The sequence below is a fragment of the Streptomyces sp. NPDC006265 genome, assembly GCF_040613555.1.
In the GTDB taxonomy this organism is placed as follows: Bacteria; Actinomycetota; Actinomycetes; order Streptomycetales; family Streptomycetaceae; genus Streptomyces.
On the sequence record NZ_JBEXSH010001297.1, the window covers coordinates 1 to 1,753 of the forward strand.

At 67.0% G+C, this 1,753-nt stretch carries 2 protein-coding genes; one reads left to right on the top strand and one right to left on the bottom strand.

Features of this window, described 5'->3' with window-relative positions; all coding sequences use genetic code 11:
• Positions 1-173: 173 nt before the first annotated feature.
• Complete coding sequence (locus ABZ281_RS48160) at positions 174-551, bottom strand: STAS domain-containing protein (protein WP_031102780.1); 378 nt, start codon at positions 549-551, stop codon at positions 174-176.
• Between the two features lie 238 nt (positions 552-789).
• Here ABZ281_RS48160 and ABZ281_RS48165 point away from each other — a divergent pair, with 238 nt between their 5' ends.
• Positions 790-1,716 carry an RNA polymerase sigma factor SigF gene (locus tag ABZ281_RS48165; RefSeq protein ID WP_356665050.1) on the top strand — a complete coding sequence of 309 codons (927 nt, stop codon included), beginning with the start codon at positions 790-792 and terminating at the stop codon, positions 1,714-1,716.
• Positions 1,717-1,753: the final 37 nt, after the last annotated feature.

The window sequence follows — 1,753 nt, forward strand, 5'->3', positions numbered from 1 at the left end:
GTCCACGTGCTCCTCCACGTCGTGGCCGTGCCGGGCGAGGGCCGTCTTGAGGGCAACGGGGTCGGTGGTGCGGACCGACTGAACACCCATGTATTCGGCACGAAAGACGTGACGGGGCTGGGACACCGGTCACAGAGGGATGACCGAGGCACCGCGCGCCGACGCACCGCCGGTCAGCCCGACTCGTCGGCCAGGGCCGCCTCGAGCGAGTCATGGACGCTGAAGACCGCATCCGCACCCGTGATCTCGAACACGCGCGCCACCACCGGCTGCATGCCGGCGAGCGAGACGCCGCCACCGGCGGCCTCCGCCTTCAGCCGTGCCCCGAGGAGCACGTTGAGACCCGTGGAGTCACAGAACTCCAGGCGTGCGCAATCGATGACCAGGCGCTTGAATCCTTTGGCGAGGCAGTCCTCGAGGGGCTCACGCAACAAATCGGCGGTGTGGTGATCCAACTCACCCGCCGGGGTCACGACGGCACTAGAGCCCTCTTCCCGCACCTCCACCAGAAGCCGGCCAGACTGTGCGCTGCCGACCGTCCCGCGGTCCATGCCGTCTCTCTCTCCCGACGTCGAGGTGGTTGCTGACGCCCTCGAACACTACGCCTTCCCCGCACGGTCCGACACCCGAACAACTACACACAAACGGACATATGCAGACAGAACGCACTTGCGGTGGGCTCGGGAAAGCGGGTAGGCCTAGTAAGGACACGTACCCGACACGGCCGGCTTTGGAGGCGCCGCACACCGCAGTGCACCTAACGGCTCCGGCAGCCATATGCCGAGAACGATGGAGGACATCATGTCACCCCGGCTCGACGGATCGCGTACCCACAAAGCGACGTCGACACCCCCTACGGAACATCTGGATCCCATCGAGCAGGTCGAGATGCTCGTCACAGAGGACGGCCTCCTCGCCGGACTTCCGGACATCCCGCCGTACGAGGAAGTCGACGCGGTCGACGCCCGGGCGCTGTCCAAGACCCTCTTCGAGCGTCTGGAGACGCTGGAGGAAGGGACCCACGAGTACTCGTACGTCCGCAACACGCTCGTCGAACTGAACCTCGCGCTGGTCAAGTTCGCCGCCTCCCGGTTCCGCTCCCGCAGCGAGCCGATGGAGGACATCATCCAGGTCGGCACCATCGGCCTGATCAAGGCGATCGACCGCTTCGAGCTGTCCCGCGGTGTGGAGTTCCCCACGTTCGCGATGCCGACCATCGTCGGTGAGATCAAGCGCTTCTTCCGCGACACCTCGTGGTCCGTGCGCGTTCCGCGCCGGCTCCAGGAACTGCGGCTCGACCTGGCCAAGGCCGGAGACGAACTGGCCCAGAAGCTCGACCGCGCCCCCACGGTGGCCGAGCTGGCGGAGCGCCTCGGGATCTCCAACGACGAGGTCGTCGAGGGCATGGCGGCGTCGAACGCCTACACCGCCTCCTCGCTGGACGCCCAGCCGGAGGAGGACGACTCCGAGGGCGCGCTCGCGGACCGCATCGGCTACGAGGACCACGGGCTCGAAGGCATCGAGTACGTCGAGTCGTTGAAGCCGCTGATAGCGGAACTCCCGCCGCGCGACCGGAAGATCCTGTCCCTGCGGTTCGTCGCGGGCATGACCCAGTCGGAGATCGGCGAAGAGCTCGGCATCTCGCAGATGCACGTCTCGCGTCTGCTGTCGCGGACGCTGGTACGGCTGCGCAAGGGGCTGACCGTCGAGGAGTGATCCTCGACCCTGGTGTACGTGTCCCTCGGGGGCGGGC